The 17,947-nt window shown below is 46.1% G+C and carries 18 protein-coding genes and 1 pseudogene; 14 read left to right on the forward strand and 5 right to left on the reverse strand.

Features of this window, described 5'->3' with window-relative positions:
- The first annotated feature begins 13 nt into the window (after nucleotides 1-13).
- From sufD to sufB, 4 genes are read left to right on the forward strand one after another with little or no spacing between them, the layout of a single operon-like run.
- Nucleotides 14-1,327, forward strand: a complete 1,314-nt coding sequence (sufD, locus tag NZD81_RS15700) for a Fe-S cluster assembly protein SufD (protein WP_014665303.1) — start codon at nucleotides 14-16, stop codon at nucleotides 1,325-1,327.
- Nucleotides 1,327-2,547, forward strand: a complete 1,221-nt coding sequence (gene sufS / locus NZD81_RS15705) for a cysteine desulfurase SufS (RefSeq protein ID WP_282373416.1) — start codon at nucleotides 1,327-1,329, stop codon at nucleotides 2,545-2,547. Before sufD ends, sufS begins: the two co-directional genes overlap by 1 nt.
- Nucleotides 2,537-2,980: a Fe-S cluster assembly sulfur transfer protein SufU gene (sufU, locus tag NZD81_RS15710; protein ID WP_003222809.1), complete on the forward strand. Its 444-nt coding sequence runs from the start codon at nucleotides 2,537-2,539 to the stop codon at nucleotides 2,978-2,980. The genes sufS and sufU overlap by 11 nt, the downstream gene beginning before the upstream one ends.
- 20 nt (nucleotides 2,981-3,000) lie before the next feature.
- Nucleotides 3,001-4,398 (forward strand): Fe-S cluster assembly protein SufB, encoded by a 1,398-nt coding sequence (sufB, locus tag NZD81_RS15715; protein WP_003240854.1) that lies wholly within the window; start codon nucleotides 3,001-3,003, stop codon nucleotides 4,396-4,398.
- Between the two features lie 89 nt (nucleotides 4,399-4,487).
- On the opposite strand, the gene NZD81_RS15720 is transcribed toward sufB, so the two are convergent.
- Together NZD81_RS15720 and sspG are read right to left on the reverse strand one after the other, a co-directional pair.
- Complete coding sequence (locus NZD81_RS15720; protein WP_014665301.1) at nucleotides 4,488-4,763, reverse strand: hypothetical protein; 276 nt, start codon at nucleotides 4,761-4,763, stop codon at nucleotides 4,488-4,490.
- A complete protein-coding gene (gene sspG / locus NZD81_RS15725) occupies nucleotides 4,763-4,909 on the reverse strand; it encodes an acid-soluble spore protein SspG (protein ID WP_014665300.1) in 147 nt (48 codons plus the stop codon). Before sspG ends, NZD81_RS15720 begins: the two co-directional genes overlap by 1 nt.
- Nucleotides 4,910-5,067: 158 nt before the next feature.
- Between sspG and NZD81_RS15730 the strand changes: the two genes are divergently transcribed.
- From NZD81_RS15730 to frlD, 7 genes are all read left to right on the forward strand, one after another.
- Nucleotides 5,068-6,186, forward strand: a complete 1,119-nt coding sequence (locus NZD81_RS15730) for an NAD(P)/FAD-dependent oxidoreductase (protein WP_282373409.1) — start codon at nucleotides 5,068-5,070, stop codon at nucleotides 6,184-6,186.
- A gap of 102 nt (nucleotides 6,187-6,288) precedes the next feature.
- Complete coding sequence (locus NZD81_RS15735) at nucleotides 6,289-6,663, forward strand: nucleotide excision repair endonuclease (RefSeq protein ID WP_069840299.1); 375 nt, start codon at nucleotides 6,289-6,291, stop codon at nucleotides 6,661-6,663.
- Nucleotides 6,664-6,868: 205 nt separating this feature from the next.
- Complete coding sequence (gene frlB / locus NZD81_RS15740; RefSeq protein ID WP_014665296.1) at nucleotides 6,869-7,855, forward strand: fructosamine deglycase FrlB; 987 nt, start codon at nucleotides 6,869-6,871, stop codon at nucleotides 7,853-7,855.
- Nucleotides 7,856-7,935: 80 nt separating this feature from the next.
- Nucleotides 7,936-9,204 carry an ABC transporter substrate-binding protein gene (locus NZD81_RS15745; RefSeq protein WP_172640856.1) on the forward strand — a complete coding sequence of 423 codons (1,269 nt, stop codon included), beginning with the start codon at nucleotides 7,936-7,938 and terminating at the stop codon, nucleotides 9,202-9,204.
- Between the two features lie 57 nt (nucleotides 9,205-9,261).
- Nucleotides 9,262-10,140 carry a carbohydrate ABC transporter permease gene (locus NZD81_RS15750; protein WP_289860962.1) on the forward strand — a complete coding sequence of 293 codons (879 nt, stop codon included), beginning with the start codon at nucleotides 9,262-9,264 and terminating at the stop codon, nucleotides 10,138-10,140.
- Nucleotides 10,141-10,143: 3 nt separating this feature from the next.
- The gene (locus NZD81_RS15755; RefSeq protein WP_069150263.1) at nucleotides 10,144-11,046 is read left to right on the forward strand and encodes a carbohydrate ABC transporter permease; all 903 of its coding nucleotides are present in this window, start codon (nucleotides 10,144-10,146) and stop codon (nucleotides 11,044-11,046) included.
- A gap of 13 nt (nucleotides 11,047-11,059) precedes the next feature.
- Nucleotides 11,060-11,914: a fructosamine kinase FrlD gene (gene frlD, locus NZD81_RS15760; protein ID WP_103030964.1), complete on the forward strand. Its 855-nt coding sequence runs from the start codon at nucleotides 11,060-11,062 to the stop codon at nucleotides 11,912-11,914.
- Nucleotides 11,915-11,938: 24 nt separating this feature from the next.
- Here frlD and frlR read toward each other — a convergent pair whose 3' ends face one another.
- Complete coding sequence (gene frlR, locus NZD81_RS15765) at nucleotides 11,939-12,667, reverse strand: transcriptional regulator FrlR (RefSeq protein ID WP_040081902.1); 729 nt, start codon at nucleotides 12,665-12,667, stop codon at nucleotides 11,939-11,941.
- A 180-nt stretch (nucleotides 12,668-12,847) separates the two neighbouring features.
- On the opposite strand from frlR, the gene NZD81_RS15770 reads away from it, so the two are divergent.
- Entirely contained in the window at nucleotides 12,848-13,951 is a 1,104-nt protein-coding gene (locus tag NZD81_RS15770) for an ABC transporter ATP-binding protein (RefSeq protein ID WP_282373405.1), read from the forward strand.
- A gap of 32 nt (nucleotides 13,952-13,983) precedes the next feature.
- Here the strand turns inward: NZD81_RS15770 and NZD81_RS15775 are convergent, their stop codons facing one another.
- Together NZD81_RS15775 and NZD81_RS15780 are read right to left on the reverse strand one after the other, a co-directional pair.
- A complete protein-coding gene (locus tag NZD81_RS15775; RefSeq protein WP_282373403.1) occupies nucleotides 13,984-14,850 on the reverse strand; it encodes an endonuclease I family protein in 867 nt (288 codons plus the stop codon).
- An 81-nt stretch (nucleotides 14,851-14,931) separates the two neighbouring features.
- Nucleotides 14,932-15,027: pseudogene (locus NZD81_RS15780) on the reverse strand (hypothetical protein); the annotation flags it as partial.
- 233 nt (nucleotides 15,028-15,260) lie between these two features.
- Between NZD81_RS15780 and allC the strand changes: the two are divergent.
- Entirely contained in the window at nucleotides 15,261-16,499 is a 1,239-nt protein-coding gene (gene allC, locus NZD81_RS15785) for an allantoate deiminase (RefSeq protein WP_172640855.1), read from the forward strand.
- A 16-nt stretch (nucleotides 16,500-16,515) separates the two neighbouring features.
- The gene (gene pucG / locus NZD81_RS15790; protein ID WP_134975149.1) at nucleotides 16,516-17,766 is read left to right on the forward strand and encodes a (S)-ureidoglycine--glyoxylate transaminase; all 1,251 of its coding nucleotides are present in this window, start codon (nucleotides 16,516-16,518) and stop codon (nucleotides 17,764-17,766) included.
- Nucleotides 17,767-17,947: the final 181 nt, after the last annotated feature.

The following is a 17,947-nucleotide window of genomic DNA, read 5'->3' on the forward strand; positions in this document are numbered from 1 at the left end:
TAGGGGGATTAATATGACACTAGATACAAAACTATCCGTAGATCAGGAGTATCTCAAAAGCTTTTCCGAAAAGCATCAAGAACCTGCCTGGCTGAAAAACCTGCGCTTACAGGCTCTTGAACAAGCTGAGGATCTGCCGATGCCGAAGCCCGACAAAACTAAAATCACAAATTGGAACTTCACGAATTTTGCGAAGCATACAGTTGATAACGAACCGCTTTCTTCATTAGAAGATTTGACTGATGAAGCAAAAGCGCTGATCGACGTTGAAAACGAAGATAAAACATTATACGTACAGCGTGACCAGACGCCGGCATACCTTTCACTTTCTCAAGAATTGAAAGACAAAGGCGTTATCTTCACTGATATTCTGACTGCTGCTCGCGAGCACAGCGACTTGGTGGAGAAATACTTTATGAAGGACGGCGTGAAGGTTGATGAGCATAAGTTAACTGCACTTCACGCGGCTCTTGTTAACGGAGGAGCATTCCTTTATGTTCCGAAAAATGTTGAGGTGGAGACGCCGGTTCAGGCTGTTTATGTCCACGAAAGCAATGATACAGCTCTATTCAACCACGTGCTGATTGTGGCTGAAGACCACAGCTCTGTCACATATGTAGAAAACTACATCAGCACTGTAAACCCGAAAGACGCTGTCTTCAATATTATCAGTGAGGTCATCACAGGTGATAATGCCAGCGTGACATACGGTGCGGTGGATAATCTGTCAAGCGGTGTGACAACTTATGTGAACCGCCGCGGCGCTGCTCGCGGACGCGACAGCAAAATCGAATGGGCTCTCGGCCTGATGAACGACGGCGACACGATTTCCGAAAACACAACAAACCTTTACGGTGACGGCACATACGGCGATACGAAAACGGTTGTTGTCGGAAGAGGAGAGCAAACAGAAAACTTTACAACACAAATCATCCATTTCGGTAAAGCTTCTGAAGGCTATATCTTGAAGCACGGTGTAATGAAAGATTCTGCTTCTTCTATCTTTAACGGAATCGGCAAAATCGAACATGGCGCTTCTAAAGCGAATGCGGAGCAGGAATCGCGTGTGCTGATGCTCAGCGAAAAAGCGCGCGGAGACGCTAACCCTATTCTTTTAATTGACGAAGACGATGTAACTGCAGGACATGCGGCATCTGTCGGCCGTGTGGACCCTATTCAGCTTTACTACCTGATGAGCCGCGGTATTCCAAAAGAAGAAGCAGAACGCTTAGTCATTTACGGATTCCTTGCACCGGTAGTAAATGAACTTCCGATTGAAGGCGTTAAGAAACAATTGGTTTCTGTTATCGAAAGGAAAGTGAAGTAATGAATATCACAGATATTCGTGAACAGTTCCCGATCCTTCATCAGCAAGTGAACGGACATGATCTCGTTTATCTCGACAGCGCGGCGACTTCCCAGAAGCCGCGTGCTGTCATTGAAACACTGGATAAGTATTATAACCAATACAATTCCAATGTTCACCGGGGCGTCCATACACTTGGAACCAGAGCGACAGACGGTTATGAAGGAGCGCGTGAAAAAGTCCGCAAGTTTATTAACGCGAAGTCAATGGCTGAGATTATTTTCACAAAAGGCACGACCACATCACTGAATATGGTGGCGTTAAGCTATGCGCGCGCCAACCTGAAACCTGGTGATGAAGTGGTCATCACCTACATGGAGCATCATGCGAATATCATTCCGTGGCAGCAAGCTGTCAAAGCGACTGGCGCCACATTAAAATATATTCCGCTGCAAGAAGACGGAACGATTTCTTTAGAAGATGTCAGAGAAACGGTCACAAGCAACACAAAAATTGTTGCAGTGTCTCATGTATCTAACGTTCTCGGCACGGTCAACCCGATTAAAGAAATGGCGAAAATCGCTCATGACAACGGGGCTGTCATTGTGGTGGACGGTGCACAAAGCTCGCCTCACATGAAAATTGACGTGCAGGATCTCGATTGCGACTTCTTTGCGCTTTCTTCCCACAAAATGTGCGGACCCACCGGTATTGGTGTGCTGTACGGAAAGAAAGCCCTGCTGGAAAACATGGAGCCTGCCGAATTCGGCGGTGAAATGATCGACTTTGTCGGGCTTTATGAATCAACTTGGAAAGAGCTTCCTTGGAAATTCGAAGCGGGCACGCCGATTATTGCAGGAGCAATCGGTCTCGGTGCCGCCATTGATTTTCTCGAAGAAATCGGTCTTGATGAGATTTCCCGCCATGAGCACAAGCTTGCAGCTTATGCGCTTGAACGCTTCAGCCAGCTTGACGGCGTAACGGTTTACGGGCCAAAAGAGCGTGCCGGGCTTGTTACATTTAACCTTGATGATGTTCACCCGCACGATGTGGCGACCGTGCTTGATGCGGAGGGAATCGCAGTCAGAGCCGGCCACCATTGCGCGCAGCCGCTGATGAAATGGCTGGATGTAACTGCTACTGCAAGAGCAAGCTTTTACCTGTATAATACAGAGGAAGAGATTGATAAGCTTGTGGAAGCTCTTCAAAAGACAAAGGAGTATTTTACAAATGTCTTTTAATGCGAACTTAGATACATTGTACAGACAGGTGATTATGGATCATTACAAAAACCCGCGCAATAAAGGGGTTTTAAATGACAGCATTGTCGTGGATATGAACAACCCGACATGCGGCGACCGAATCAGACTGACAATGAAGCTTGACGGAGACATCGTGGAAGATGCGAAATTTGAAGGGGAAGGCTGTTCCATTTCAATGGCATCCGCTTCGATGATGACTCAAGCGATTAAAGGGAAAGATATTGAAACTGCCCTTTCCATGTCTAAGATTTTCTCGGATATGATGCAAGGGAAAGAGTATGATGATTCTATAGATCTCGGGGATATTGAAGCCCTTCAAGGCGTTTCAAAATTCCCTGCCCGTATCAAATGTGCAACCCTGTCATGGAAAGCACTTGAAAAAGGAGTCGCAAAAGAAGAAGGCGGCAATTAAAAGGATTGGAGTGAAAATGGATGGCTAAAAAAATGCCTGATATTGGTGAATACAAGTATGGTTTTCACGACAAGGACGTTTCCATTTTCCGTTCAGAGCGCGGATTGACAAAAGAAATTGTAGAAGAAATTTCTCGCATGAAAGAAGAGCCTCAATGGATGCTTGATTTCCGCTTGAAATCACTTGAGCATTTCTACAACATGCCGATGCCTCAATGGGGCGGAGATTTAAACTCACTGAACTTTGACGAAATTACGTACTACGTAAAACCGTCTGAGCGTTCAGAGCGTTCTTGGGATGAAGTTCCTGACGAAATTAAGCAAACATTCGACAAGCTCGGTATTCCTGAAGCTGAACAAAAATACCTTGCGGGTGTTTCTGCTCAGTACGAATCTGAGGTTGTATACCACAACATGAAAGAAGATCTTGAAGCGCAAGGCATCGTCTTTAAAGACACGGACAGCGCGCTGAAAGAAAATGAAGATATTTTCCGTGAGCACTGGGCAAAAGTAATCCCGCCGACTGATAACAAGTTTGCGGCGCTTAACTCAGCTGTTTGGTCCGGCGGATCTTTCATCTACGTGCCTAAAGGCGTGAAGGTGGAAACGCCGCTTCAAGCTTACTTCCGTATCAACTCTGAAAACATGGGCCAGTTCGAACGTACACTGATTATTGTTGACGAAGAAGCAAGCGTTCATTACGTTGAAGGCTGTACTGCGCCTGTTTACACAACAAACTCACTTCACAGTGCGGTTGTTGAGATCATCGTCAAAAAAGGCGGCTACTGCCGTTATACAACGATCCAAAACTGGGCAAACAACGTTTACAACCTTGTAACGAAGCGTACGATCTGTGAAGAAAACGCAACAATGGAATGGATCGACGGCAACATCGGTTCTAAGCTGACAATGAAATATCCGGCTTGTATCTTAAAAGGCGAAGGCGCGCGCGGCATGACGCTTTCTATCGCTCTTGCGGGTAAAGGCCAGCATCAGGATGCAGGTGCGAAAATGATTCACCTTGCGCCAAACACATCATCCACAATCGTATCAAAATCGATTTCAAAACAGGGCGGAAAAGTAACGTACCGCGGAATCGTCCACTTCGGACGCAAAGCGGAAGGCGCCCGCTCTAACATCGAGTGCGATACGCTTATTATGGATAACAAATCAACGTCAGACACAATTCCTTACAATGAAATCTTAAATGATAACATTTCATTGGAGCACGAAGCGAAAGTGTCTAAAGTATCTGAAGAGCAGCTCTTCTACTTGATGAGCCGCGGTATTTCTGAAGAAGAAGCGACAGAAATGATCGTAATGGGCTTCATCGAGCCATTCACAAAAGAGCTTCCAATGGAATACGCAGTAGAAATGAACCGTTTGATTAAGTTCGAAATGGAAGGGTCAATCGGTTAATTGTTTCACAAAAAAGGACGTGACTGGTTTTCAGTCGCGTCCTTTTTGTATGAAGAAGAAAAACCGCTGGCCGCAGGACCCGCGGTTTTTTACTCCTCTTCTATTTCCTGGTTGATAATTTGCTTTACAGATGATCTGCTGTTATTTTCTCTGTTCATCTCTCGCAATTGAGTATAAGCCATATCGAATTCCTCTTTTGTCATCTGCTTTGCGGCTAATGCGGAGCATAATATAGCAAAAGCAATTGGCATTGTATCAATGTGAATGTCGATATGAACCTCTGAGTTGCCGCTGTTTTTGATAGCAGATTCAGTAGTGGGTATCTCTTGTGCATGTCTGTTGATAGGAATGATATTTTCGTTCATTAGTCTTCTCCGTCTTGTGTCTGAGCCTGTGCCTGATCCTGGTCTGTGTTTACGCTGACCACGACTCTTGCATTACCGCTGTTTTGGACTTTTGCGACTGCCGCATCGCGTCTGTTTTCTTCATTTTCATGACGATTTTCGCTCATGGTATCATCCTTTCTCTATTGATAGTGACAGAATATTCGATAGGAGAGTAAAGAGATTGGACGAACTTCGCGGTTTTTCCACATTAGGGCAAAAGGTCGAAGGAAAGCATTTGATTTGGTAAAATGAATAGATATCATAATAGAAAAGGTGTTTGCATATGAAATCCTACATCATCGTCGGCGCAGGAATTCTCGGCGCGTCGACTGCTTATCATCTCGCAAAATCAGGCGCTCGTGTTACTGTCATTGACCGGAAAGACCCGGGACAAGCGACTGATGCGGCGGCGGGGATCGTCTGTCCTTGGCTCTCACAGCGCCGTAATCAGGATTGGTACCAGCTTGCAAAGGGAGGAGCACGGTACTATACGGATTTAATCCATCAATTGGAAGAGGACGGAGAAACAGATACGGGATACAAGCGTGTCGGTGCGATCAGCATTCATACTGATCCGGCGAAGCTCGATAAGATGGAGGAGCGGGCGTATAAGAGGCGGGAGGATGCGCCAGAGATCGGTGAGATTACCCGCTTATCCGCGAGCGAGACGAAAAAACTGTTTCCGATTTTGGCTGATGGCTATGAATCGGTTCATATCAGCGGGGCCGCCCGCGTGAATGGAAGAGCGCTGTGCCGGTCGCTTTTAAGCGCTGCGGAGAAACGCGGCGCAGAGATCATCAAAGGAAATGCATCCCTGCTTTTTGAAAACGGAACAGTCACCGGCGTGCGAACAGATACAAAGCAGTTTGCGGCAGACGCGGTGATTGTGGCGGCGGGGGCATGGGCCAATGAAATCATGAAGCCTCTTGGCATTCATTTTCAAGTGTCTTTTCAGAAAGCGCAGATTATGCATTTTGAAATGACAGATGCAGATACAGGATTCTGGCCGGTTGTGATGCCGCCGAGTGATCAGTACATTCTTTCGTTTGATAACGGCAGAATTGTAGCCGGCGCCACACACGAAAACGATGCCGGTCTTGATGATCTGCGTGTGACAGCCGGAGGCCAGCACGAAGTATTGAGCAAAGCGTTAGGCGTTGCACCGGGCCTTACTGATGCCGCTGCCATTGAAACAAGAGTGGGCTTCAGGCCGTTTACACCGGGATTTCTGCCGGTCATAGGGGCCGTGCCGAATGTTCAAGGCCTGTACGCTGCTAATGGTTTGGGTGCTTCTGGCCTGACGATGGGGCCGTTCTTGGGTGCAGAGCTCGCAAAGCTAGTTCTCGGAAAGCAGACAGAATTAGACCTTAGCCCTTATGATCCAGCCGGAGCACTTGCATAATAAGTAAGAGCATGACAAACAAATAGTATAAAGCTGTTCTGGCTTTTCTTTTCTGTATGTGTTAGCATTTATCTTTAATGAAAAAGAGGACGTGAACTGATTTTGATAAAAATTGATATCCCCGCACCGAATGTCACCATCACTGAACGACAGCAGTCAGCTAATGATAACGAGCCGAAAATAAAGGCGATATACGGCTTCATCGACTTTCACCAGATCCCACGGGATAAAGGCGGCATCTTTATGTTTTATAACATTCATGACGAGCTGCTGTTTGTCGGTAAAGCCAGAAAGTTAAGACAGAGAATTAAGAAGCATTTTGAAGACAATGTCTCACCGATCAAACATCACAGAGACGAAGTATATAAAATTGAAGTATGTGTAGTCGATGATCCAATGGAAAGAGACATTTACGAAACCTATATCATCAATACACAACAATCGAAGTACAATGTGGACAAGGTATTTTTTAAATAAGAGACGTCAGTCTGCGGATTGAACAGCGAAGCCAGAGCTTAAATGAAGTTCTGGCTTTTCATTTGGGCATGTTTTCACTTATAGGTCTAGTCTACAATTATTGAGAAATTTCAGAAAATAATATTGACAATCCTGGCTGTGGACTTTAATATAACAATATATAATGTTATATAACGTTATATAATAAAAATGGGGAGTGAAGGATTTGAGTCAGGCCACAGCAAAAGTAAATCGTGAGGTTCAAGCTTTCTTGCAGGATTTGAAAGGGAAAACCATTGACCATGTATTCTTTGTCGCATGCGGAGGATCTTCGGCCATTATGTACCCGAGTAAATATGTGTTTGACAGAGAGTCAAAATCAATCAACTCCGACCTTTACAGTTCTAATGAATTTATTCAGCGCAACCCTGTTCAGCTTGGCGAAAAGTCTCTTGTTATTTTGTGCTCGCATTCGGGAAATACCCCGGAAACAGTCAAAGCTGCTGCGTTTGCGAGAGGCAAAGGCGCACTTACGATTGCGATGACGTATAAGCCGGAGTCTCCTTTAGCGCAGGAAGCGCAATATGTTGCCCAGTACGATTGGGGTGATGAGGCGCTTGCGATCAATACGAACTATGGCGTTCTGTATCAAATCGTTTTCGGAACCCTGCAAGTTTTAGAAAACAATACGAAATTTCAACAGGCAATTGAAGGCTTAGACCAATTACAGGCTGTGTATGAAGAAGCCCTTAAGCAGGAAGCTGACAACGCAAAGCAGTTTGCAAAAGCTCATGAAAAAGAAAGCATTATTTATACAATGGCAAGCGGTGCAAACTACGGTGTCGCTTACTCCTACAGCATCTGCATTCTCATGGAAATGCAATGGATCCATTCCCACGCCATTCATGCCGGAGAATATTTTCACGGACCGTTTGAAATTATTGATGAATCCGTGCCGTTTATCATCCTGCTCGGTTTAGATGAAACAAGGCCTCTTGAAGAGCGGGCGCTTACCTTCTCGAAAAAGTATGGCAAAAAGCTCACTGTGCTTGATGCTGCATCTTACGACTTCACTGCAATTGACGATTCAGTTAAAGGCTACCTTGCTCCGCTCGTTCTCAACCGTGTGCTGAGAAGCTATGCAGACGAGCTGGCAGAGGCGAGAAATCATCCTTTATCTCATAGAAGATACATGTGGAAAGTTGAGTATTGATCTGAAAATGAGGAACCATTATGCATTAGACTATAATGTTATATAACATTATAGTCTAATGTCCAGAGGAGGCCAACCCTTTGAAGAAAATATTGTTGTTCTTGATCATTGCAGCTGTCAGTATGTTCACCATTGCGGGCTGTTCGAGCCAAAGCAGTTCAGCGGACGGAAAGGTGACATTGAAATTTTTCCACAGATGGCCAAAGGAGCCGGAAAAAAGTTATTTTGAAGAGGTTGTTAAGGAATTTGAAAAAGAACATCCGGATATCGACATTCAAATTGAAGCCGTTTTAAATGACTCCTATAAAGATAAAATTAAGGTCATGCTGGGAACCACCAGCCCTCCTGACATTTACTTCTCTTGGAGCGATGAGTTTGCTTTTAAATTTATCAGAGGCAATAAAGCACTTGATCTCTCGTCCTACTACAAAAATGACACCGATTGGTCATCACAGCTCGTTCAATCGCAAATTACACCATTTACTTATGAAAACAAGCAATACGGCGTGCCGTGGCAAATGGACGCTAAATCATTCTTCTATAATAAAGACATTTTCCAAAAGCTGAATCTTGATCCCCCGGAGACGTGGGATGAATTAATCGATGTGTCAAAAAAGCTGAAAGAACATGGCTACACACCGATCAGCTTCGGAACAAAGGCGACTTGGACAATCTCGCACTATATCGGCACGCTTAATCAGCGGATGGTCGATGAAAAAACAAGGGAAAAGGACTATAACGCCAAAACGGGTGAATTTACTGATGAAGGCTACGTAAAAGCCCTTGAAAAGCTTCAAGAGCTGACGCCTTACTTTAATAAACATGTAAACTCCGTCGACCATGAATATGTGAGACAGCAATTTAAGAGCGGAAAGTCGGCGATGATATATGCGGAAACAGCGGAAATCAAGCTGGTTGAACCGGTTAACCTCGGGATGTTCCCATTTCCTGAAATCAGCGGGCAAAAAGGATCTTCAGAAGCATTAACGGGAGCGCCGGAAGGATTCATGATTTCCTCAAGAACAAAACATCCGAAGGAAGCGATGGAGTTTTTGCAGTTTCTGACGTCGAAAAAAATGGGCGAAAAGCTCGTGAAAGATGTTGGAAAATACAGTTCGGTGCAAGGTACGGCTACTGAAGAAAATTCAACAGCCATTCAGCGTGAAGCCGTTCAGCATATTGTTGACGCTAAATCAATGGTGCCATGGTTTGATATGGATGTCGATGTTGAAGTCGCAGATGCGTACCTAACGAGCGTCCAGCAGATGCTTGGCGGCGACATGACACCGCAGCAGGTGATGAAAGCCGTTCAAAAAGCAGCAAAGCAGGCGAGGGCGTCAGCTGAATAAATCAAAGAAAAGGTGAAGCTTCGCACCTTTTCTTTTTATAAAGGAGATGAGATACCCTTGGTCAATCAAAATAAAATAATCCCCTATTTGTTTTTGGTGCCCGCTCTCGTTTTTTTACTTTTCGTTTATATCCCGATTTTTGAGAATGTCTTCCTCAGCCTGTTTCAGTGGAGTTCTTTTTCTCCGGAAAAAACGTTTATCGGCTTGAAAAACTATGTTGAATTGTTTCATGATCCTGTCTTTTATCAGGCGCTTACCAATAATGTGCTTTACGCAGTGATCTCAATTGTATGCCAGGTATTTGGCGGTTTGATTTTGGCGGCGGTGCTTGAGAATAAGCTGGTCAGAAAATGGTCGCCGTTTTTTCGTACCGTTTTCTTTTTGCCGGTTGTCATCTCCATGACGGTGATCGCGCTTTTGTTTGATTTTATTTACAATCCGGAGACAGGGCTTTTGAATCAGCTGCTTCAGGCCATCGGTCTTGATCAGCTGACGAGGGCCTGGCTCGGGGATGACAGCACAGCTATGCTTTCTGTCATTTTTGTGTCCCAGTGGCAATCTGTCGGTTATATTGCGATGCTGTACATCGTGTCGATCCAAAAAATACCGGATGAACTGTATGAAGCGGCCCGGCTTGACGGCGCGGGTAAAATTCAGCAGTTTTTTCATATTACTATTCCACAGACGAAAGAGATGTCTTTTGTGGCGGTGGTCATGACGCTGACTGGGGCCTTTACGGTATTTAATGAGCCGTACATATTGACAGGCGGCGGGCCGGGAAACGCGTCAGAAGTCCTGAGCACGTTTTTATATAAAAGTGCCTTTACAAAGGATATGATGGGCTACGCCTCAGCGATTGCCACTGTCGTGTTAATCATTACGCTCGCATTGTCGCTCATGCAAATGAAGTTCTTTAAAACCGGAAAGGAGGAGTAACAGATGCTGCCTCAGAAGAAGACAGATTCGTTCAGATTGGAGCCTGTGCCTGACCAGCACATTGAGGTCAAAAGAAAGCCTAGGCGAAAATGGTACATCGGAGAAACGTCTGTGTGGGTTTTTCTGTTTCTTTATTTGATTGCGATTGCCTATCCGCTTCTATGGATGGTGATGAGCGCCTTTAAAAACTCTGACGATATTTTTGAGCACAGCTGGTCGCTGCCGTCTTCGTGGCATCCGGAAAACTTTGTGTCCGCCTGGAACCAGGGGATTTCTTCTTATTTTATGAACAGCGTCATCGTTACGGTGCTGACGTGTGTGATCACTGTCTTTATCAGTGCATGGGCGGCGTACGGCCTTTCCCGGTTTGAATTCAAAGGAAAAGGATTCTTTTTGGTGCTTTGTCTTGGCGGTTTGATGCTGACGCCGCAGGTCAGTCTTGTGCCGCTTTATTCTATTATTCAGTCGCTGGGCCTGTACAATACGTATTGGGCATTAATCCTGCCGTACGCGGCTTACCGGATCCCATTCACCATCATATTGATCCGCTCTTATTTTCTTTCTATTTCAAAAGAATTAGAGGAGGCGGCTTATTTAGATGGATGTACAAGTTTCGGAGTATTTTTCAGAATTTTCTTACCAATGAGTGTGCCGATTTTAGTGACATCCGGCATTTTGACGGCTTACCATACGTGGAATGAGTTTATGTTTGCGATTATTTTCATAGATGATGAGAATTTGCGGACCATTCCAGCTGGGCTGATGCAGTTCAGAGACGCGCTGCAGACGGATTGGGGCGTTCTGCTGGCCGGGTTAACGATTTCAGCCGCGCCGATTATTATTTTATTTTTATTGATGCAGAAGTATTTTGTCCGCGGGATTGCAAGCGGAAGTGTAAAAGGATGAAGGAGGAAGAGAAATGAAATTGATTGCGGTTGGAGATAATGTTGTCGATTACTACCAGGATCAAGAAACATTTTACCCGGGAGGAAATGCCTTAAACGTTGCTGTGCTTGCCAAGCGGCTCGGGCATGAGTCTTCTTATATCGGAATCGTCGGCAATGACGAAGCCGCGGCACATCTGTTGAACGTTCTCAAGCAGGAGCAGGTCAATGCAGATTATATCCGCCAGGCGCACGGAGAAAACGGGATGGCGATTGTCACTCTTGATGAACAGGGGGACCGTATTTTTGTCCGATCAAATAAAGGCGGCATTCAGTCTCGGCTTCGCCTCGCGTTTCAGGAGAAAGATGTATCTTTTATCAGCAGGCATGATCTGCTGCATACGAGCGTGTACAGCAGGCTTGAGAACGATCTTCCGCAGCTGTGCGGGCTTGTCCCTGTCTCATTTGATTTTTCAACCAATCGGGAGGATGATTATTTGAGGAGGGTCTGTCCTTATGTGACATATGCGTTTTTTTCAGGAAGCGATTTGAGTGAGTCGGAATGCGGCGAGCTTGCCAAAACAGCTCATGGGTACGGAGCCAAAATGGTTTGTATGACTCGAGGGGGGCAAGGTGCAATCCTGTCTGCGGGTGATCGAATCTATCATCAGCCGATTGTGGAAACTGATATAATAGATACACTTGGAGCGGGAGATTCTTTTATAGCAGGCTTTTTGACTGCCTTTTGCGTGAAGCAGGATATAATGTACGCTTTGCGCCAGGCCGCCGAAACGGCTGCGAAAACATGCGGTGTGTACGGGGCTTTCGGCTATGGCTATCCTTATCGCTTGGAGGACGGGGGAAGCAGTGAAAAAACGAGAATACTATAAGCAGTGTCTCGTTTTTTATGCCTGTTATGTGTAGGGGCTGTTGATGGTAAAAGTGACACGGTTTGTGTGCATCAAAAACAGTGAGCAATAGATTGGCTGGTCGTTTGATGTAAAAGCGGTTTTATCAATTTCAAACAGCGCATCCCCGATATCACAATCCAGGTATTTGCTTTCCTCCTGCTGGGCATATACAACGTTTAATAGTTTCGTATTGTGCGTGGGTACAACTTTGTATTGCTGTTTCAAAATATCATGCATAGATACACCGTCAGCAATAAAGGTATCAATGCCGGGAAACAAATCAAGCGGATAATGCGTCACTTCAAAGGTGAGAGGCTGGTCATCGTTATACAGAATGCGTTTTAATTCAACGACAGGGCTCTCGGGATGGATTTGAAGCTTTTCGGCGATGGGCTTTGGCGCTGGAATGATGTCATGGGACAGCACTTGGTGCTTCGGTTTTTTGCCGGTTGATTCCATAAATTCCGAGTAGCCGTTTACAGCGATTAGCTCTCGTTTTAATTTAGGGCTTTTAACGAACGTTCCCTTTCCCTGCTGCCTGATGAGATAGCCTTCTTCGACTAAATCGAGAATGGCTTTCCTGACGGTGATGCGGCTGACGTTATACTTGCTGCAAAGCTCATTTTCGGTAGGCAGCTTGGCGGTTGGGGAATACACGCCCTTTTTGATGTCATCAGTGATGATTTGTTTTAGCTGAATGTATAAAGGTGTAGAACTTCCGTTGTTTAACAAAGGGTAGCCTCCTTTTAACCTATTATTTATATTATAATGTATTATGACGTTATAATACAAATTTACATTTTTTATTTTAGAAATATAGCAAAAATGGGAATCGATTACTCTAAAAATAACAGAAAGACCAAGTTGTTTCCAGTGACGAAATAACGATCAAAAGATAGGGGGAATGTTCTGATGGCTTCATTAACATTCGAACACGTCAAAAAATCATATCACTCACAATTAACCGTGAAGAACTTTGATTTAGATGTAAAGGATAAGGAGCTGTTGGTGCTGGTGGGGCCGTCAGGATGCGGAAAATCAACAACGCTGCGGATGGTGGCTGGATTAGAAAGCATTTCTGAAGGAAATCTTCTCATTGATGGGAAGCGGGTCAATGATCTTCCCCCAAAAGAACGTGATATTGCGATGGTATTTCAAAACTATGCGCTTTATCCGCATATGACGGTTTTTGATAATATGGCGTTTGGATTAAAGCTCAGAAAGATGGCGAAGCAGGAAATTGCCGAGCGGGTTCATGCGGCAGCCAGAATTTTAGAAATTGAACATTTGCTGAAGAGAAAACCAAAGGCGCTCTCCGGCGGACAGCGGCAAAGGGTGGCGCTTGGCAGGTCGATTGTAAGGGAGCCGAAGGTCTTTTTAATGGACGAGCCGCTTTCTAATCTGGATGCAAAACTGAGAGTGACGATGCGGACAGAAATCAGCAAGCTGCACCAGCGATTAGAGGCAACGATTATTTATGTCACGCATGACCAGACCGAAGCAATGACAATGGGAGATCGGATTGTCGTCATGAATGAAGGGGAAATCCAGCAAGTGGCGAAACCTCATGACATTTATCATTACCCGGCAAATCTGTTTGTCGCAGGCTTCATCGGCTCTCCCGGAATGAACTTTTTAAAAGGCGTTATAGAACAGCAGCATGGCGAGCTGTTTTTCACAAACCCCTCGATCCGTCTTCATATTCCTGAAGAAAAAGCAAAGCGGCTGAAGGAAAACGGATATGCCGGAGAGCAAATGATTGCCGGAGTCCGGCCGGAGCACATCACACAAATGACAGGAAATAAACAGGTGTTTGATTCAGTGTTTAAAGCAAAGGTAGAAGTGAATGAAAATCTGGGCTCAGAGATCATTGTGCATGTCATGGCTGGGGGCGAGCGGCTGACGGTTCGCCTGGATGGAAACACGCGAATCGCAGCAGGCGATTCAATCCAGCTCACAGTGAAAATGGATCACGTCGTCTTTTTCGATGCGGAAACAGAAGAGGCTGTGTATTAGGAAAGGTGCTCCTTTTTAGGAGCACCTTTTTCTTACGGCCAAATCTCATCCGCCCATTCAGGGTGATCGATAAATGGGTTGCGGTTGTGTTGATATTTCTCATAAATGATTTCATTTCTTTTCCGCTCACGGTCGTCAACCGGATCCTGCTTATTCCACTCGAGCAGGACAGATTGTTTGCCATGATAAGGAGCTGAGCCATTGCCTGTCTTATCATTAAGCTCAAGGTCAGGGTAGCCGTCATCACCCTCGTAACGGACAGCCATGTAAAACAGCATGCGGGCAACATCGCCTTTCACATTATCACGGGGCTCCCATGAATCGCCGTCATAATAATTTCCGGGTGCCTTTGCATATTCAGTGCCGCCATTGTCAAAATCCATGTTTCCTCTGGCGCTGTTAACTTGGACATCAGCCGGGCGCAAATGGTGAATATCAGTGCCAGGCCCCTTGCTCGTACCAAAATCGCCATGGGATTTCGCCCAGACGTGCTCGCGGTTCCAATCGCCGACATTGCCGCCGTTCAGGTTTTTGGACCGCGATTCATTCGTATAGAGCAGGATGACGTTATTCGGATTAGCCGGATCTTCATCGGTTTCTTTCAGCGCGTTCCACACCTCGCTGTAGGACAGCATCGTGTGTCCGCTGATAATGCGGTGCAGGGCGCTTTTTAGCGAGTCTCCTGTTTTGCCTTCAGCCACTTCATAATAGGTATCTGTGTCAGCATAGGGTGCAGCGGGGGCGGCTAATGAGAGAAGACTCCCTGTTCCTGAAGGGGAAGACGCCAATCGGTCATTAAGGTTTAATGCGGTTTGCCCGCTTGCTGAAGCTGCCGGCGCAAACCATCCGGAAATCAAGAAAACACAGACGAGCGGCAGAAACCATGCTTTTTTTGTCATCACTTGCCCTCCTTTTATGAGATCATGTCTATTATCTAAAATTGACATAAAGGATAGAAGTGTCATTTTGTATATTTTTCATTAAAATTGTAAATTAGTTCCTTTGGGGGAGGCGGAAATGACCTGTTCCCATATCTTTAGGTCCTGTTTTTGCGAGCTGCCGCCATTTCTGTTTTTACCGCCTCTCCCGCAAACCTAGCTCGTACATATGAAAGGCAGTTTGACCCTCTCTTTCGCTCTTGCTGGCTCTCTTCTTTACCGTGTTTTCTTTTGACTTCTGACAGGTAGGGTGAACCTGATTGCTAGATACTGTGACCAAAAAATAAACGTTTTTTTGGTTAATCTGCCAATGAACTATCATGTTCCTCCTTCTATAATGAAGTCACTATAACGGCCAGAGGGGGGAGTACATGGAAAAGCAGAAGCTTTCAGTAAAAAACAGCATCACAGATTATATTGAATGGCTCGCCCAATACGGTGCGTCCGCGGACGGCGGCGTAACGAGGCTTTTATACACAAAAGAGTGGATGGACGCACAGCTTGCACTGAAAACAGAAATGTCTTCTTTCGGGCTTGAAACAAGATTCGACGATGTCGGGAATGTGTTTGGAAGGCTTTCGGGCACCCAGTCTCCGGATGAAGTCATTGTAACCGGTTCACATATCGATACTGTTATCAACGGGGGGAAATACGACGGTGCCTATGGTATTTTGGCGGCAATGCTTGCGATAAAGCAGCTCAAAGAGGCCTATGGAGCGCCGAAAAAAACACTCGAAGCGGTGTCCTTATGTGAGGAGGAAGGCAGCCGTTTTCCAATGACCTATTGGGGATCAGGGAATATGACGGGTGTTTTTTCATTACAGGATGGAGCAGAGCCAAGAGACGAATCAGGAGTCTCGCTGCAAACTGCGATGCATGAGTGCGGTTTTGGCAAAGGTGTGTTTCAGCCGGCATATCGGACAGATATCAGCGCTTTTGTTGAGCTTCATATTGAACAGGGGCAGACGTTGGAAATGTCAGGCCGGGATCTCGGCATTGTGACAAGTATTGCGGGGCAGAGGCGATATCTCGTCACGCTGGAAGGGGAATGCAATCACGCGGGAACCACCTCCATGAAATGGCGCAAGGACCCGCTCGCAGCCAGCAGCCGTATCATTCATGAGCTGCTGCTGCGGTCGGAGGAGCAGCCGGAGGAGCTCCGTCTGACATGCGGAAAAATAACGGCAGAGCCCAATGTAGCCAATGTCATACCGGGCCGCGTCCAGTTTTCAATCGATATTCGCCATCAGCATCAGCACGTGCTGAAGCAGTTTCATAAAGACATGGTTGCTTTGATCAATGGTATTTGCCATCAAAAAGGAATTCGTGCCGTGATTGATGAATATATGCAGATAGAGCCTGTGCCGATGGATGAAAGGCTGAAGGCTGCGGCTTTTGAAACAGCATTAGAAAACGGCATCAGCTGTGAGGAAATGGTGAGCGGAGCTGGGCATGACGCGCAAATGATTGGAAGGCGTTATCCTGCTTGTATGCTGTTTGTGCCAAGCCGGGGCGGCATCAGCCACTCGCCAAAGGAATATACCCCAGCCAGACAGCTTGAGATCGGCGTCCGCGCACTGACTTATTTATTACACAAACTGGCTTACTGATAAAGGAGGAATGGCTGTGTCAGGCAGAAGAGAATTATGCACCCCGTTAAGAACGATTATGACGCCGGGACCCGTTGAGGTTGATCCGCGTGTATTAAGAGTAATGAGCACCCCGGTTGTCGGCCAATTTGATCCGGCGTTTACAGGTATTATGAATGAAACGATGGAGATGCTTCGGGAGCTGTTCCAAACGAAAAACCGCTGGGCATACCCGATTGACGGCACTTCACGGGCGGGTATTGAAGCAGTGCTGGCTAGCGTAATAGAGCCGGAAGATGATGTGCTCATTCCCATTTACGGCCGTTTCGGTTACTTGCTGACTGAAATCGCCGAGCGGTATGGGGCTAATGTTCATACGCTTGAGTGCGAATGGGGAACGGTTTTTGACCCGGAGGACATCATACGGGAGATAAAAAAAGTGAAGCCGAAAATTGTGGCGATGGTGCATGGAGAAACATCGACAGGACGGATTCACCCGCTGAAAGCGATCGGTGAAGCCTGCCGCACTGAGGATGCATTGTTTATCGTCGATGCAGTCGCAACGATCGGGGGCTGTGAGGTCAAAGTCGATGAATGGAAGATTGACGCTGCCATCGGCGGGACGCAAAAATGTTTGTCTGTGCCATCAGGAATGGCGCCGATTACATATAATGAGCGGGTGGCGGACGTGATTGCAGCCCGCAAAAAGGTGGAGCGCGGGATTGCGACACAAGCTGACAGGGCAGCACTTTCGGAAAATCGGCCAATTACAAGCAACTACTTTGATTTGAGCCAGCTTGAGGATTATTGGAGCGAAAGACGGCTCAATCATCATACAGAAGCGACAACGATGCTGTACGCCTTGCGTGAGGGTATCAGGCTGGTGCTTGAAGAAGGCCTTGAGGCCCGTTTTGAGCGGCATCAATATCATGAAACCGCATTAGCGGCAGGAATAAAGGCAATGGGGCTAAGATTGTTTGGAGATGAAAGCTGCAAAATGCCTGTTGTCACCTGTGTTGAAATTCCCGGCGGCATCGATGGCGAGTCTGTCCGTCGAGTGCTGATCGAACAATTCGGCATCGAAATCGCCAGCTCATTCGGCCCGCTCGCAGGGAAGATCTGGAGAATCGGCACGATGGGCTACAGCTGCAGAAAAGAAAATGTGTTATTCGTGCTTGCCGGTTTAGAGGCTGTGCTTCTCAGACATAATGCAGGTATCGAAGCAGGAAAGGCGCTCCAAGCGGCGCTTGATGTATATGAAAACGCTGGCCGACAGGCAGCGGTGTAAAGAAAAGCTTGCGGACCTCCGCAAGCTTTTTTAAGTTATCATTTCGTGTTTTCTCCAATTTGATTTTCTTCGTTTGACTCTTTTTACAAATCCTCTTTCTATGTGTTTCATTTTCTGACAAATCATGAGTCATTTTCTCTTCCATCATCTATTCTTTATACAAGTTACCCATACAATCACG

The sequence above is a fragment of the Bacillus sp. B.PNR1 genome (genome assembly GCF_030386235.1).
In the GTDB taxonomy this organism is placed as follows: Bacteria; Bacillota; Bacilli; order Bacillales; family Bacillaceae; genus Bacillus; species Bacillus stercoris.